The 12,446-nt window shown below is 45.1% G+C and carries 11 protein-coding genes; all 11 read left to right on the top strand.

Features of this window, described 5'->3' with window-relative positions; genetic code table 11:
* Nucleotides 1–6: 6 nt before the first annotated feature.
* Genes E4K67_RS08700 through E4K67_RS08750 form a run of 11 tightly spaced genes read left to right on the top strand, consistent with a single transcriptional unit; the run spans nucleotide 7 to nucleotide 12,441 of the window.
* Nucleotides 7–1,485: an indolepyruvate ferredoxin oxidoreductase subunit alpha gene (locus E4K67_RS08700; protein WP_135546040.1), complete on the top strand. Its 1,479-nt coding sequence runs from the start codon at nucleotides 7–9 to the stop codon at nucleotides 1,483–1,485.
* A gap of 18 nt (nucleotides 1,486–1,503) precedes the next feature.
* Entirely contained in the window at nucleotides 1,504–2,361 is an 858-nt protein-coding gene (locus E4K67_RS08705) for a UPF0280 family protein (protein WP_135546041.1), read from the top strand.
* A 1-nt stretch (nucleotide 2,362) separates the two neighbouring features.
* A complete protein-coding gene (locus E4K67_RS08710) occupies nucleotides 2,363–2,941 on the top strand; it encodes an amino acid synthesis family protein (protein ID WP_135546042.1) in 579 nt (192 codons plus the stop codon).
* Nucleotides 2,942–2,982: 41 nt separating this feature from the next.
* Complete coding sequence (locus E4K67_RS08715; RefSeq protein WP_135546868.1) at nucleotides 2,983–3,870, top strand: NAD(P)-dependent oxidoreductase; 888 nt, start codon at nucleotides 2,983–2,985, stop codon at nucleotides 3,868–3,870.
* Between the two features lie 25 nt (nucleotides 3,871–3,895).
* A complete protein-coding gene (locus E4K67_RS08720; protein WP_135546043.1) occupies nucleotides 3,896–5,317 on the top strand; it encodes an L-serine ammonia-lyase, iron-sulfur-dependent, subunit alpha in 1,422 nt (473 codons plus the stop codon).
* 20 nt (nucleotides 5,318–5,337) lie between these two features.
* The gene (locus E4K67_RS08725) at nucleotides 5,338–6,564 is read left to right on the top strand and encodes a 3-isopropylmalate dehydratase large subunit (protein ID WP_135546044.1); all 1,227 of its coding nucleotides are present in this window, start codon (nucleotides 5,338–5,340) and stop codon (nucleotides 6,562–6,564) included.
* Complete coding sequence (locus E4K67_RS08730; protein WP_135546045.1) at nucleotides 6,548–7,054, top strand: LeuD/DmdB family oxidoreductase small subunit; 507 nt, start codon at nucleotides 6,548–6,550, stop codon at nucleotides 7,052–7,054. The genes E4K67_RS08725 and E4K67_RS08730 overlap by 17 nt, the downstream gene beginning before the upstream one ends.
* Before the next feature lie 33 nt (nucleotides 7,055–7,087).
* Nucleotides 7,088–8,935 carry a cobalamin-dependent protein gene (locus tag E4K67_RS08735; protein WP_135546046.1) on the top strand — a complete coding sequence of 616 codons (1,848 nt, stop codon included), beginning with the start codon at nucleotides 7,088–7,090 and terminating at the stop codon, nucleotides 8,933–8,935.
* 1 nt (nucleotide 8,936) lies between these two features.
* Entirely contained in the window at nucleotides 8,937–10,076 is a 1,140-nt protein-coding gene (locus tag E4K67_RS08740; protein ID WP_135546047.1) for a 2-methylaconitate cis-trans isomerase PrpF family protein, read from the top strand.
* A 39-nt stretch (nucleotides 10,077–10,115) separates the two neighbouring features.
* Nucleotides 10,116–11,561: a glutamate mutase L gene (locus E4K67_RS08745; RefSeq protein WP_135546048.1), complete on the top strand. Its 1,446-nt coding sequence runs from the start codon at nucleotides 10,116–10,118 to the stop codon at nucleotides 11,559–11,561.
* 13 nt (nucleotides 11,562–11,574) lie between these two features.
* Nucleotides 11,575–12,441 carry an isocitrate lyase/PEP mutase family protein gene (locus tag E4K67_RS08750; protein WP_135546049.1) on the top strand — a complete coding sequence of 289 codons (867 nt, stop codon included), beginning with the start codon at nucleotides 11,575–11,577 and terminating at the stop codon, nucleotides 12,439–12,441.
* Nucleotides 12,442–12,446: the final 5 nt, after the last annotated feature.

Consider the following 12,446-nt stretch of genomic DNA (forward strand, 5'->3'; position numbering starts at 1 on the left):
TAACTAATGGCTATAGTGATTGACAACGAGTTATGCAAGGGATGTGGAATCTGTAGTAAAGAATGTCCTAATAAGGCTATTCTAATTATAGGCAAAAAAGCTATTTTTCAAGATAGTTGTACAAGTTGCGGAATCTGTACTAGAGTATGCCCAAGCAATGCCGTAGCAAGGGTCACTGAAATCAAAGAAGGGGCTGTAAAATGCACCTCATGCCCAGTGCAATGCGAAGTTCTAGAAGGATATACTGGAGCATGTCAGCGTTATAGGAATGACAAAGGGCAGCTTATTCGTAACCGTAAATTGGTGACAGATGTCACGCCAGGAGGTCCGCTGATTACTGCAGTTGGGTCTGGAACTGCCTACCCATGTTGTAAACCAGCACCGTTTATTGCTCAGGATACTGTAGATGGGGTTGAGATGATTACAGTCGTAACTGAAGCACCTTTAAGTTATAGTGGAGTTAAGGTTAAGATTGATACTAATTTGTTCGTTGGTGAAGAGGGTGCAAAGGTTAAACGTAATGGCAAAGTAATAGGAATGGTTGATACAGAAGAGTATGGTTCTAAAATGCTTTCAATTGGGGGAGCGAACCTTCTTACAGGTAGAGATGGTTTCATAGTTGCTCGAACAATTGTGGAAATTGCCAATGGTGAACGAGTGAACTTGAAGGTTGAAAATAACACACTGGAACTTCAAGTGGGTTGTCCACCCATTATTAACGGAGTGGAAGATTCGAAAATGCGCGTTGGTTGCGGAAGTGCAACGATCGGTATGTTCGCTGCAAGACTCAAGGAAGTTGTCGATGAAGCGATTATTCTTGATCACCATGTGGTTGGCTTACTCTCAGAACATATGGCTGGGGAAGCAGTCGGTATGAGCTGGAGTGGAGTCATTCCCAATGCCAGACGAAGTACGCGAGGACGTTATTTTGGGGAACATGGCCAGGGTTGGGGCGGTACTGATATAGAAAATCCAATAGATGCAATTAAGTCAGTCGATATGTCCCTGGCTAAGCAAGGTATGAAAGTACTTGTTACTGAGACTACTGGAAGCATGTCAGCACTCATGGAAGTCCAGAAAGATGGTTCAGTGATTGAGATTCCAATGACTAATGAAGTAAAGAGTGCAGTTGATGCTATCCGCGACACGTGTGAAAATGCACGAGTTTCTGCTCTCTACGTTGGAGGAACAGGCGGTAGTGCACGCGCTGGTGTAGCCTTAAATCCTTTGAAAGTAACTCAGGCCGTCCATAACGGAGAAGCAATATTAACCATTGGTGGTGCTGCAGTCTATGTTCTCCCTGGTGGAGGGATTAACTTCATGGTGGATGTTGAAAAAGTAGTCTCCAAAGCCTTTACGTGGGTTCCCACACCAGCAACAGTAGCTCCAGTGGAATATACAATGCCTTTGAAAAAGTATGAGGAAATCGGTGGTCATATCCAAGCGATCAAGAAGCGAAGTCAGATTATCTCTCAAATAGAGTGACCGGGAGAAGGTAGGGTAATGATCAATGTCTTAGCGGAAGATCGAGTATTTCTAGATTATGGCCCAGTTCAAATGATGTTAATGGCTAGAGCACATAGACTCCCTATGATAGAACAATTGCATGAGGCGGCAGAGTACGTGATCAAGATTCTATCAGATTTGGCCGAGGTTCAAAAACAAGCAAAAGATGTTTTAACGTTAGATGAATGGGATCTCAGTGTCTACCCCTTGCCTTTGCGGTTGATGGTCGCAGCTGTGTTAGAAACCGGAGATCGAACCTTAACCCCAATGGCTGCTGTAGCAGGTACATTTGCTGATTTAGCGGCTGACTGGTTGGTGGAAAAAGGTGCCACTAAGGTCTTGATCAATAATGGTGGGGATATTGCGATAAGATTGGTTGGCCTTGAAAAGACGAAGCTGGGGCTGACACCGAGTATTGAATCCTCAGGATATAGTCATATTCTTAATCTGACCGCTGAAGATGGAATTGGGGGAGTAGCAACCAGTGGTTTGGGAGGGCGTAGCTTTACGAAGGGTATCGCCAGTGCCGTGACAGTTGCAGCGAAGACTGCTCGAGTCGCTGACGCTTGTGCAACGCTGATTGCTAATCATTGCTTTACTGAAGATCCAGGCATTTTGAGACTTCCTGCAGAACAACTAGACCCGAATACAGATATACCTGGACACTTGGTTACAATCAAGGTTGGGGACCTAAGCCTTCAAACGAAGACAATAGCTTTAGAGAATGGCTTGTGTAAAGCCATGGAGCTTAAGTCTCAAGGTCTCATTCACGGAGCGGTACTCTTTCTTGATGACTTGGTGGTTATGATACCGGATAACTTGTGTCAAGTAGCAAAATTTGAGGGAGGAAACTAAGATGGAAATTCGTAAAATTGTAACGGTCGTTGAAGAAACACATAGGGAGGGCGAAAAGACTGTAGCTAAACCCACTCGTAAGGCTGTAGCTATGGCTGTTATTAAAAATCCATTTGCAGGACAGTATGTGGAAGATTTAACAGAACTGATGGAAATCGGCGAACAATTGGGCTCAATGCTCGCTGAACGGGCAGTAAAAGTACTCGGAATTGCGAAGGAAGACGTTGAGAGCTACGGCAAGGGAGTTATTGTTGGTGAAAAGGGTGAACTTGAACATGCCGCTGCTATTTTACACCCTCGTTTAGGCAAACCTTTTAGAGAACAAGTTGGGGGCGGTAAAGCCATCATCCCTTCTGCTAAAAAGCTTGGTGGAATGGGAACGAGCTTAGATGTGCCTGTACACTACAAAGATGCAGCTTTTGTGCGTACACACTATGATGCCATGGAAGTGAGAATTGCAGATGCACCTAGAGCAGATGAATTGCTTGTTGCGCTTGTGGTTACGGATTCCGGGCGTCCTCATCCACGAATCGGCGGCTTACAAAAAAATGAAATTGAAGGCGAAGACGGGCTTCGATAGGGAAACCTTGGATTGGTTTTTGGAGGGTGGGGGGATTGACGTTGAAAGTAGGCTTTATTGGAATTGGTGTCATGGGAAAACCAATGGCAAAAAATATAATCGGTGCAGGATATTCGTTGTTTGTCAATGATGTGAATGAAGCAGCTGTTCAAGAACTTGTGACTGAAGGGGCAAAAATGATTCAGAGTCCACGTGAATTAGCTCAAGAGGTCGATGTCGTGATCACAATGTTGCCGAATGGAGGAATTGTAGAGCAGGTCCTGCTTGGAGAACAGGGGATTTTCGCCGGGGCAAAGCCGGGACTCACGATTATTGATATGTCGAGTGTTGCGCCAACGTTTACACAGAAAATGGCAAAACTAGCCTTCGAACACCAAATTGATTATATCGATGCACCAGTTAGCGGTGGGGTAAAGGGCGCAACGGATGGAACGTTAACGATCATGATAGGCGGCGAGAAAGAACTTGTGGAGCGCTATCAATCGTTATTAGAGGTAATGGGTAAAAAGATTTACCACGTGGGTAAGGTTGGCGCGGGTGATGCAGTAAAGATCGTCAATAACCTATTGTTAGGAGTGAATATGGCTGCAGGAGCAGAAGCTTTTGTCTTAGGAACAAAGCTTGGGCTGGATGCCAAAGTCTTGCTAGAAATCATTAGCGTTAGTTCGGGTAACAGCTACGCTCTTGCAGCTAAAATGCCTAACTTCGTTTTTAAAGGTCAGTTTGAGGCCGGATTTGCAATTGACCTCCAATATAAAGATCTTGAACTCGCTATCCAAACAGCTAAAGAAGTCAAGGTTCCGATGATGCTAACGAATGTTGCCCAACAGGTATTTGAGCAAGCGCGAGCTGCTGGACTAGGACGGGAAGATATTTCGGCCGTAATAAAACCGCTAGAAGATCTGTTGAATATTAAAGTCCGAGCGTAAAACTTAAAAACTGGAGGTGAGCCAAGTGGAAAAGATCCTAAAACTAATTCAAGCAAAGGGATACCAAGTCGGAAATTTAACCATCGGCGAAGTGGTCGAAATCGCGGATGATTTAGGCATACGTGTCAGTGAGGTTATTATTGCCGAGGGAATGGCTCAGAATGCTATGACTCGAGAAGAGGTTATCGATGCGGTTATTAATGCCTTTGCACACAACCTTTATGCTACAGAGGTTGGAATTACTTCTGGTTCGAGTTTTTTACTTGGTAGAGTACCTCAAGAATTAGCTTATAATGATTTTTCTCATCGTTTATTTGAGGATGACCTCATCAATAAAATACTTGTTTATACTCTAGCAGCTCAAGTGGGCAACCATTCTTGCGGACTGCAGCCCTGCGCTGGAACTGGGGACTCTTGTACCTACACCGGAATTTTCCGGGCGCTGCAGGAGATCATTGAAGATAAAGAAGAATTGGCACGAGTCGTATCTGTGATGCTAAAAGTAGGAACCATCTTCCGGGCGGCCAAAACATCTACGGGTTGTAATATGGAAGGCTTTGGTGCCGGTGCTGCTGCTACAGCTGCAACATTAGTCGAATATCGCCAAGGACAGCCTCAGGCGTTGGCTAAAGCTATCGTATTGGCGTTATCTCCAACGATTGGTGTACCCTGCACTCCCCGGGTAATGGTATCAGGGCTATGCGCCACTCATATCGGCGGTGGTGTGGTTATTGGCAATTTGGCAGCAAACTTGGCAATGCATACCAATATTCCGGTCGATGTACCAGTTGACGTCATGATTGCCATGGCTGCAGCGGTACACCCGGTTTCAGCGACGCATATAGTTCCTGTGGTTAACGATTATATGCAGCCGTTTTTTAAAACGAACCTTGAGGTTGAGTACTTCATAGACGATTCAATCAAGGAGAAAGAAAAGACAAACATTGAAGTGACTATGGACAGGGCCTTAAAAGAAGCTCGTGCGTTTGCCGAAAAAGCCAATTCAATCGTAAAACCTTTTGGAGAAGCAGTGGTTGGGGGAAGCAGCCAAGCCGTAGGATCACCGACGAATACCGGTCGTATTGCGCATGCTTTGGCAAAAGGGAAAATCACGGGAGTTAAGATCGAATTGTATGCAGAATTGTTTGCTCGGCGTGGAATTAACATTCCAGGAATTCTGATGGCTGCAGTCTTGGGGGCAAGCACAGATAACGGTAAAGCCTATCGGGAGATCATGCAAAGAGTCCGAGAAGAAAAGATTAAGATTGAAATAGTAAAAGTGGATGCGCCTCAGATGCAAAGGATTACTGTCTTCGCTACCGAGCAAAGTTCAATGGTCGAAGCCTTGAACAGAGGAGGCGCTCGACTGGTTCTCAAAAATGCCAGACCGTCCTTAGAAGAAGCCTGCATGGTAGCGAAGAGGTTAGGCATTGTTCTCGTTGATTGATCGAATGGAGGAGAAGTAGAGTGAACCAAATAGAACGATATTTGGCAATTGCAGCAGGTAAGGACGAGGTTCACGCCGGTGATGATCTAACGGTAAAGGTTGATCTGGCAATAGCCCATGACATTACGGGGCCTATGGCTGTTGAACAATTCAAGAAGATTGGCATAGATCGCGTTTTCGATCCGAAAAAGGTGGTCTTTATCCTAGATCATATCATTCCAGCAGCTACGGTAGAGGCCAAAGTATTGCACAATGTTCTCAAAGAGTTCTCCCAGGAATACGGAGTTAAACTTTACGACAAAGGAGAAGGGGTTATTCATCAAGTTATAGCCGAAAAACACCGTTTGAAACGAGGCTCGATCTTGGTAGGTGCAGACTCTCATACCTGTACGGCTGGTGCTTACGGTGCTTTAGCAATTGCAGTGGGTGCTACTGAATTAGCAGCGACTATGGCCACAGGTACAATTGATTTAGAGGTGCCTGACGTTTTTGAGATTCATATCGACGGGAAACTACTGCCTGGAGTTTACGCTAAGGATGTTATCTTACACTTGATTGGACATTACGGGACTGCAGGATTTACCGATCAAGGAGTTATTTATTCAGGTAGCTTAATGGATCAGCTAACTATGGATGATAAAATGACGATTTCTAACATGGGCATCGAGATGGGGACCATGATTAGTTATTTTGCAGATCAGGATCAAGCTGTTGGAACGGTCAAAGAAGTTTATACCTTCAAAGCTGAGAATATTCCAGCGAGTGTAGCTTGCCCACCTAATCCTGGTAATGTAGTCAGAGCGGCTGACCTTCCTTCAACTAAGATATCGCAAGTAGTTATTGGAAGCTGTACAAATGGACGCTTAAGCGACATGTTGATAGCCGCAGAAGTGCTTAAGGGTCGCAAGGTGGCTGCTGGTGTTACTTTATTGATAATCCCTGCTTCAGTAGATATTGCCCAGCAGATGGAGGATCAAGGTTTAAACCTGATTTTTCGTGAAGCTGGAGGTATGATAACTAGCCCAGGATGTGGTCCTTGTTTTGGAGCACATATGGGACTTTTAGCTGCTGGCGATGTGGCTGTTTCGACAACCAATCGAAATTTTCCTGGCAGAATGGGTCATCTTGAAGGAATAATATATCTGGCCTCCCCTCGCTTGGCAGCAGAAAGTGCGATTGCTGGAACCATCGTAGCACCTGGCAGGGTGGTACCTTTAGGAGGTTTAGCTGATGAGCTGGAAAAGTAAGATACAGGGTCGTGTTTGGACCTTGGGTGGTAATGTTGATACGGACCAGATTTTCCCAGGATATGCAATGGCGGCTCCCATAGAGAAATTTAAGGAATATGCGCTTGCGGGTGGCGAGATTCCGGATTTCACAAAGAAGGTGCAGGATGGAGATATTATCGTAGCTGGTGAGAATTTCGGCTGCGGTTCAAGCCGGGAGCAAGCGCCCGTTGCTCTGAAGGAAGCAGGAGTGGGATTAGTGATTGCTAAATCCTTCGCTCGGATTTTTAGGCGCAATGCGATAAACATTGGTTTGCCAGTTCTAGTCTGTGACCTGGAGCAGCGGGTGGAAAATGGACAGGAAATTGAGGTAGACTTAGTGTTGGCTGAAGTTACAATTTGTGCGAGTGGTGGGAAAATCAGCGGAACTAGTTTAGCCTCCAACGTTTTGGAGACGTTAGAAGCAGGTGGGCTGATTGCCAAAGTCCGAAAACAATTGAAAATTTCATGATATCTTCCCGCAAAAGTTAGGAGGAAGAAACCAATGCAGGAGAAAACCAAGCAGATCATTACAGAGGACTATGAACGAGTTCAAGCTTACGAAAAGGTTTTTGGCGTAGAAATGCCTAAACTGGGCCCAGATGGCTCGATTACCGGCTTGCCAGCACCTTTTCCCCGAGTCGTTAATGGGGTTGAACGCAGTGGTTACCGTATTACAGAATTGGGGCGTCAGGCAGTCAGGACGGGTATTCCTATCCAAAACCCTATTTTGGGCAGGAATTCTGCTGAAGAGACTTATCAGGAATCAATAGCTATGTATAAAGTAGCCGAGGAACTTAAAATAGATCTCTTCCAATTTGTGCATTCTGAAGCTACCCGGCACATTGATCCTTTAGACGGGGCGGATTTGATTGAACAGTCTCGGGGTAAGGGTGGTATAACACCAGATGGAGAACGCCGATTCGTAGAACTAGGTGGTGGAGAAAAACATCCTCTACGCATTAACGCTACCGGGGATACACCGCACTTATCCATTATTAATTCCCTGATTGCTGGCTTCGATGGTACAGATATTGGACCAGTTATCCACGTTCATTTCGGTGGACGGGGTATTCATGATTATAAGACTAAGGTCTCCAATGGGTATAAGGCGCTGCAAATTTGTGCTGATAATAATATTTTTGTCCAAACAGATTCACATAAGCACCTTAATAATATTGGCGGAACAGACGGTATGGCCCTGGCAATGTGCCTATTAGCTGAAGGCTTAGCGATCCATGCTGGATTACCTAGCTCACTTAGCGGAATTCAAATGAATGTAGGTGGAATCAATCTACTAGCTGACTTAGCTGTCATGCGGGCCTTTAGGCAACTTATGTGGAGTGAGTTTCTGATTGTTGTCCCAGAGACTTTTCAGAACCCTCCGGCTGACCTGATCGCAGAACAAGCTCACTTTGCTCGAATGGCAATCAGTGCCAAATTAGGTGGAGCAAACTTCTATAGGCCAAAAGCCGCAGAAAACGTGGGGATTCCGACGGGAGCATCAATGGCTAAGGCAATTTGGGCCACGCAAAATGTCTTTGAGAATACCGCTTCCTACGAAATTATGGATCCGGCAATTGAACGCCGGCAAGCTGAAATAGTGACAGAGGCTTTGGCTGTTTTGACGAGCACCTTTGGATTGTCTCAGGAGCTAAGTTCAAAAGAAATTGGGCCGGATTTTTGGTTAAAATATAGGGACGAAGAACTTATCAATATCATTGTCGCAGCTGGGAAAAAGGGCATTCTCGATGCACCAAATGCTGCAGCCTGGGATCTAAAGAGGGGTGTAAAAACCCACAGAGGGAAAGATGGGATTCGTCGTTATATACCAGGTTATGGCCCTGTTGATGTCCCAGTGAATAAAATTTCCTTTACCACTGAGAAGGTAACTGTGGAAGATGAGAAGCCAATATCTAAAAAAGAAAAGGTCCTCTTAGCAACGGTCGGTGCGGATGCTCATGTGGTAGGTATTAACGTCATCCGTGAGGCTTTTGAGCAAGCAGGCTATGAAGTGATCTATTTACGAGGAATGAATTTACCTGAAACAGTGGCTGAAGTCGCTGCGGAAACTAAAGCAGATGTGGTTGGAGTCAGCAATCTTTTAGGTTTAGGTTTGACACTATTTCCGCGTGTGGAAAAACGCCTAAAGGAACTTGGCATCAGGGATAATGTAGTGCTGATAGCCGGAGGTCGGATCGCAGAGAAAGAAGAGGAACATGCCCAGATCGAACAAAAAATGAAGAACGAAGGCACCACTTTCTTAGGAGTCGAGAACTTCTTTGGCCCTGGAACTGATCCACAAGATGTCATTAGGTGGGTAGGAGAGAGAATGAACGAAAGAAGGAAATAGGATGACGGAGCAACGCAGGATACGATGTGCTATTTTAAGGGCAGGGACGAGTAAAGGGGTTTTCCTCATGGAAAATGACTTGTCACCAGAAGCACATCAAAGAGATCAAGAGATCTTAGCAATCTTTGGCAGTCCAGATGTAAGACAAATTGACGGTTTGGGTGGAGCAGATCCCCTAACGAGCAAGGTAGCCATTATTGGACCATCGACACGATCGGATGCTGATATCAATTACACGTTTGGGCAAGTGAGTATAGGAACAAAACTGATTGATTTTTCTGGAAATTGCGGGAACATCTCTTCAGGGGTTGGTCCGTTCGCCATCGATGAAGGATTAGTCAGGGCTGTCGAACCAGTCACGAAGGTTCGCATTCATAATACAAATACCGGTAAGATTCTGGTTGCTGAGGTTCCTGTGCGCGATGGTAAAGCTAGAGTAAACGGCGACTACAAAATCGCCGGAGTTCCAGGTAGCGGAGCAAAAATCATGTTGGACTTTGCCGGTACCGCCGGTTCCGTCACGAATAAGATGTTACCTACTGGGAAGGTAGTTGATGTCCTTAATATTAAAGGTTTTGGCAAATTAGAGGCTTCAATTATTGATGTCGCAAATCCGATGGTTTTTGTACGAGCCAAAGATATAGGGCTTACAGGAATTGAAACTCCAGCCGAAATCGACGCAAATAAGGAAATGCTGGATTTGTTAGAAAGAATCCGTGGTAAAGCGGCAGCCATGATCGGTATGGCTAAAGACGAAGCAGATGCTTTGAAAAACAGCCCCGCCTTTCCGATGATTGCTTTTGTCAGTGAACCACAAGATTATGTCAACTTTACAACAGGCAACAAAATTAAGGCAGATCAAGTTGATTTTGTATCCAGACTCATGTATATGCAAGTGACACACAAGACCTATGCTGGGACCGGGACGACTTGCACTGGGGCTGCAGCGAAAATTCCAGGTACGATTGTCAACCTTGTAACTCATTCGAAATCTTCACTTATTAGAATAGGCCATCCAGCGGGTGTTATTGATATCGAAGTTGAAGCTAAAGAAGAAGGAGACGGGATTAAGCTCGAAAGAGCAGCCTTTGGTCGTACCTCACGCCGCATTATGGACGGTTATGTTTATATTGCAATCTAGCTTAGGGAAAAGCTGGGTTGCCAAGGAAGTGATAATATTATGCCCCAGGTTGATCTCTTAGTCTACGATGTGGGAAGTACCTATACCAAAGTATCAGCATTTAATCGTTTTGGAACTAATTTAATGTTTATCGGCCGTTCTCAAGCTCCAACTACCGTGGAAAACATCGAAATAGGACTTATCAAGGCATGTCATAATCTGGCGCATGATCTTCAGTGGACAGAGGTGATTTCCTCCCGCACGTTGGCAACGAGTTCTGCCGCAGGTGGGCTGCGGATGGTAGCGATGGGTTATATGCCCAGAGTTACAGCGAAGGCTGCAAAAGAAGTAGCAATGAGTGCCGGTGCGCGGGTATTGGAGATTATATCGCACGAGACACCTGTTGATTTTCGCTTAGAGGTATTACAGGAAATCAAGCCCGATATTATTCTCTTAGCCGGTGGGACAGATGGTGGTGATCAGGATTCTCTGCTGGAGAATGCTGAAGTGATTGTTAACAGTAAGACGCATAGTGTGGTCATTATTGCCGGAAATATCGAAGCTCAACCAAAAGTAGCAGAGGTTTTGAAAATAGGCGGGATTCGCACGATCCGAGTGCCTAACGTTATGCCAACGATCCATGAACTGAAAGTCAAACCAGCGCGGGAAGCTATTCATCAGGAATTTATTCGGCAGATTACTAGGGCTAGAGGTTTAGGGCGCTTACTAGAAATAGTCTCTAATGGACGGGTTTTTCCTACACCGGGTGCGGTGCTTATGGGGACAGAGCTCCTAGCGCTGGGTACCCATGAAAAGGAGGGTTATGGCAATATCCTAGTTATAGATATTGGTGGGGCAACAACGGATGTCCACTCTGTTTTACCTGATTTAGCAAACCTAACCAAAGAGGAAAAGGGTTTAGTGGTTTCGAATGAGAAGCAGCTATCTTACAGAACGGTCGAAGGTAACCTAGGATTAAGGGTGAGTGCTGCAGGCATTGTGGAAACGGTTGGAGCAAGTGGAGTTTTGGCTAAAGTTGGTTTAGCAGGTGAAGGTTTAACCAAGGAAATCCAAGTTTATGCACAGTACCTTGAGAAGCACACAGGACACATCAGCACCCATGAAAAAGAGATAAATTTTGATAAAGCGTTAGCGATTGGTGCCATAGAAATTGCCATTAAGCGGCATGCGGGGTATATTGCCCAGAGCTTTGACCCGGTTCTAGGTATTGTGCCGGGAATACCTGTCGGTCGTGATTTGCGTAAAGTTCAGAGAGTTATCGCAGTGGGGGGCATTTTCGCTCATTCGACAAAAGAAGAGGCTTTGGAAATTTTACAAAAATCCTTCGCCAATCGAGGAATTTCGTTGCTGCCAGAAAATCCTGAGTTTGTGGTGGATCATAATTATCAGTTATATACCATTGGGGCTATGGCCGAAGAATATCCTAACGAAGCGCTCACTTTGGCAGAAAATAATATTTTAAAAGAAGCAAAAAATTTGGATTAAGGAGCCAATCGTTATGAATAAAGGCAAGGTATTAAGGAATTTACTGGCAGCTAAAGAAATTTTAGTTGCCCCTGGAGCCCATGATGTCTTAACAGCTAAGATCATTGAGAAAGCCGGTTTTCAGGCCGTTTACATGACAGGTTATGGCCAAGCGGCCAGTCATTTAGGTACAGCAGACGTAGGCTTAATGACAATGAGTGAGATGTTATCTCGGGCAAACAATTTTGCCAGTGCCGTAGATATTCCGGTAATAGCTGACGGCGACACGGGATTTGGAAATGCTATTAACGTTATGAGAACAGTGCGTCAATATGAAATGGCAGGAGTAGCCGCGATACAATTAGAAGACCAAGTAGCACCCAAAAAGTGTGGACACATGACGGGACGTCAGGTTATTCAGATGGAGGAAATGGTGGGCAAAATCAGGGCAGCTGTCGAAGCAAGGCAAAATCCTGATTTTGTGATCATTGCCCGTACAGATGCTCGAACCATTCATGGGATTGACGAGGCTATTCGCCGGGCTAAAGCTTATGAAGAAGCAGGAGCTGATATAATCTTTGTTGAATCACCAGAATCAGTCGATGAGATGAAGAAAATCACATCCGGCTTTAACGTTCCGGTTTTAGCAAATATGGTAGAGGGTGGGCGAACTCCTCTTTTGCCGGCCCGAGAATTAGAAAAAATTGGGTATGATATGGTCATCTTCCCGACGGCTTCAACGTACATGGTGGCTCAAGCCATGAAAAATCTGATGGCAGAACTCATGAAAACAGGTTCCACTGAAAATTTAATACCGTCAATGATTCCATTTCCGGAATTTAATGAATTAATTGGTCTGACGGAAATTCGTGAGTTAGAAGCGAAATTCGTTATTGGTTAGGGTCA

This window comes from Desulfosporosinus fructosivorans, from assembly GCF_004766045.1.
Taxonomy (GTDB): Bacteria; Bacillota; Desulfitobacteriia; order Desulfitobacteriales; family Desulfitobacteriaceae; genus Desulfosporosinus; species Desulfosporosinus fructosivorans.